A 3447-nucleotide genomic window follows, 5' to 3' on the forward strand; every position below is an offset into this window, starting at 1 on the left:
TTCGAGTTACTGGGTAACTCGAATTGTTGGGTTTCCTACAACTTATAGGGTTTGGTGCTCAGTTTTCGGTAAGTTCTGCTGAAGAAAAGCATTTCATTGTACTCCCTACAGCCAAAGTGATGGATATATGATTGATGGCACAGACAAGCGCTAAGGTAATCTTTGCCATGAATCCTGAACCATGAACCTTGACAATAAACAATGTTTATCTTTAAGTTAGAACCGTCGTGAAGTGCAAGTTTTATCGAGTGATTTGACTAACATGCCCACCAAAGAAAATCGCTTTTTGCAAGGGCGTAAAATCGCTCCGGGTCCGATTACGGCAGGAATCCCAATCACAGAGTTGATCGACCAGACGTTTCTAGCCTACAATTCCGGTCGATTACGAGAAGGCTGTCAATTATTGGTAGAGCGGATGTTGCAAGCCAACGTAACCGTGGGTTTAAGTTTGACAGGAGCATTAACCCCCGCAGGGTTAGGAATGGCCGCAGTGATACCACTGATGGAGGCAGGGTTTGTCGATTGGATAGTATCTACGGGAGCCAATCTCTACCACGACACTCACTTTGGCATCGGATTGGAACTCCATCAAGGGCGGCACGATATTAGTGATGTGGTATTGCAGAAAGAAGGGGTTGTCCGGATCTATGACATTTTCTTCGATTATGACGTGCTGCTATCAACGGATAAGTTCTTTCGTCAGATCATTGAACAGCCTGAGTTTAAGGATCAAATGGGAACGGCAGAGTTTCACTACCTCTGCGGTAAGTACATTGCTGCACGGGAGCAGACATTGGGACTCGAAAACCAATCCCTGCTGGCGGCAGCTTATCGATTAGGAGTCCCCATCTATACCTCCAGCCCTGGAGATAGTTCGATTGGGATGAATTTAGCAGCGCTAGGGTTGCAGGGAACCGGACCAGTCATTGATGTGTCCTTGGATGTGAATGAAACGGCAGCAATTGTGCTGGCAGCTAAAAACTATGGGGGAGCCAGTGGGATTTGGATCTTGGGAGGTGGCTCGCCGAAAAATTTCATGTTGCAGACGGAACCGTATCTTCAAGAAGTCTTGGGTATTGATGAGAAGGGGCATGATTACTTTCTTCAGGTAACTGATGCCCGCCCAGACACAGGGGGTTTGTCAGGAGCAACTCCATCGGAGGCGGTCTCTTGGTGCAAGCTTGATCCACAAAAGTTATCAGAAACAGTAGTGGTTTATTGCGACTCGACTATTGCTATGCCCCTACTGACAGCTTACTGCCTAGCTAAGGTAGCGCCTCGTCCTCTAAAACGCCTCTATGACCAACGAAAAGCTTTACTGGAGCAGTTGAAAGAGACACATTTGGCTACCCAGGCTACAGCAGTCAGATAAAAATTTAGTGATGCTGATTTTTTTAGCAATTAGTTGTATACCTAGTTAAACAGGCAAGCTTGTACAAAATTCTAGCCCCAACATTGCCATCCCACTGATCTCCAGAGTCTCCGGGAGCAACTTCGCACAGATCAAAACCAATAATAGTTTTGCCAGCTTGGACTAGCGATCGCACTAAATAAATTGCCTCGTTAAATTCCAATCCTCCGGGCACAGGAGTACCTGTATTGGGACAATAAGAGGGGTTCAATCCGTCAATGTCAAAGCTAATATAAACTTTATTAGGTAAATTAGCAATAATTTCCTGGCACTGGGCTGCCCAGGTTATACCTTCGTAAGTGTTAGCTTTGAGCTGCCAGTCATCAAACACTACAATCCGGCGATCGCTATGAGCCCAAGACATTTCCTCTTCACAAACATCTCGGATGCCAACCTGAACTAAACGATTAATCTGAGGTAGGGTCAGGGCATTGTACATGATCGAGGCATGGGAGTAACTAAACCCTTCATAGGCTTGCCGGAGATCGGCATGGGCATCAATTTGTAAAATGCCGTATTCCTCGTGTTGCTGTGTTAGGGCTTTCATTAACCCAAGAGGAACACTGTGATCGCCACCGACAATGGCAACCAGTTTGCCTTGCTCCAGCAGTTCCAGTGCCTGAGTGTAAACCCAGTTGTTGAGAGCAGCACAGGCTTTATTAACCATGGCTAACTGTTTTGCGATCGCATCATCATCCACATTGCCACCAGCTTCTAAATACTGAATAATCTCTTTAGCTATCAACCTCATGGCACGATTTTGGTCTTGGATAGCTGAGTTAATCGGTATAGTCCCGCACCTCGTTTCCCAAGCTTGGGGTACATCAAAGTCGTACCAATCTAACTGTACGGAAGCTTCTATTATCCCTTGGGGACCGTTTGCTGCCCCCTCTCGGTAAGATGTGGTCACGTCCCAAGGAACAGGCAGGAAAACGATTGAAGCCTCCTCAACCGAATAGGGCAAGCCAAAGAAGCAGCCATTGGGCACAGTAATCTCATTAGGATTAAAACTGGCTTGATTCATTAGCCCTTGCTTAATTTTCCTTATTCTACCCGACGCTCCTCCCTACGGGCATCCTGGTATTAGGGATTAGGAATGCTTAGATTAGGGAAGCTTACATTAAGTACAAAAACCCTTAACCCAACCCCTAACGCCTAACCCCCAACCCTATTACCATCAAAACTAAATTGACAAATTACTAAAACTATGGTATACATCAAAGAAATTCCCCTAGAGCAAATCCGCCGTCCCCTACCACGACAAAATGATCCAAACAAGGTGGCGGCGCTAATGGAATCAATTGCTAAAGAGGGTTTGCGCGAACCCATTGATGTGTTAGAAGTAGATGGGCAATACTATGGTTTTTCTGGTTGCCACCGTTACGAAGCACACCAGCGTTTAGGAAAAAAAACCATTAAGTGCCGCGTTCGTCGCGCTCCTCGTTCCGTCTTAAAACGGCATTTAGCGTGAAAATTAGCAATTTTGGGACAAAAATAGCTTCATCCATTGGATCTATTCCCAAGGAAACTCCAATTGCTTAAAGTTAAGGTGTTTAAAGCTTACGGTCACCACTAGTTTTTGCTAGGAACCTTTAACTATGGAAACCGTTCTACCTGTCAATATTGGTATTGTTGACATCCTCCCGCCACTAAGCTACCGCTATTATAGTGGGGGATTCCCAAACCTCACGATTTAGGTTTCTGTTTCCTTCCCGTTTCGGCAAAGCCGTTCGCGTAGCGGAGGCCGTAGGCCACGCTACGCGAACGGGATTTTCGCAACTGCCCTTCAACCTTATGGTTGTCAGGTCTTATGTTCGCTCCACAGACTGACACGGCAAGTCCTGCCGCCAAAATATTCTGACTCGCGTTGATATCACGGTCATGGATAATCCCACATTCAGGACACTTCCACTCCCTAATATCCAACGGCATTTTATCAACGATATGCCCACAGTTTCCACATCTTTTAGAACTAGGAAACCATCGGTCAATCTTAATTAAGTCTCGACCATACCACTGGCATTTGTAATCCAGTA

The 3447-nt window shown here is 45.9% G+C and carries 4 protein-coding genes; 2 read left to right on the forward strand and 2 right to left on the reverse strand.

The window, feature by feature from the left end; genetic code table 11:
• The first annotated feature begins 262 nt into the window (after window positions 1-262).
• Window positions 263-1372, forward strand: a complete 1110-nt coding sequence (speY, locus tag F6J94_RS31975) for a deoxyhypusine synthase (RefSeq protein ID WP_293047608.1) — start codon at window positions 263-265, stop codon at window positions 1370-1372.
• A gap of 22 nt (window positions 1373-1394) precedes the next feature.
• Here the strand turns inward: speY and F6J94_RS31980 are convergent, their stop codons facing one another.
• Window positions 1395-2435 carry an agmatinase family protein gene (locus F6J94_RS31980; protein WP_293047610.1) on the reverse strand — a complete coding sequence of 347 codons (1041 nt, stop codon included), beginning with the start codon at window positions 2433-2435 and terminating at the stop codon, window positions 1395-1397.
• A gap of 183 nt (window positions 2436-2618) precedes the next feature.
• Between F6J94_RS31980 and F6J94_RS31985 the strand changes: the two genes are divergently transcribed.
• On the forward strand, window positions 2619-2882 hold the full coding sequence (locus F6J94_RS31985) for a sulfiredoxin (protein WP_293047613.1): 264 nt from the start codon (window positions 2619-2621) through the stop codon (window positions 2880-2882).
• A 215-nt stretch (window positions 2883-3097) separates the two neighbouring features.
• Here the strand turns inward: F6J94_RS31985 and F6J94_RS31990 are convergent.
• Window positions 3098-3447, reverse strand: a 350-nt coding sequence (locus F6J94_RS31990; RefSeq protein WP_293047615.1) for a zinc ribbon domain-containing protein, incomplete at its 5' end; no start/stop codon positions are given.

The sequence above is a fragment of the Moorena sp. SIO1F2 genome, from assembly GCF_010672755.1.
Lineage (GTDB): Bacteria > Cyanobacteriota > Cyanobacteriia > Cyanobacteriales > Coleofasciculaceae > Moorena.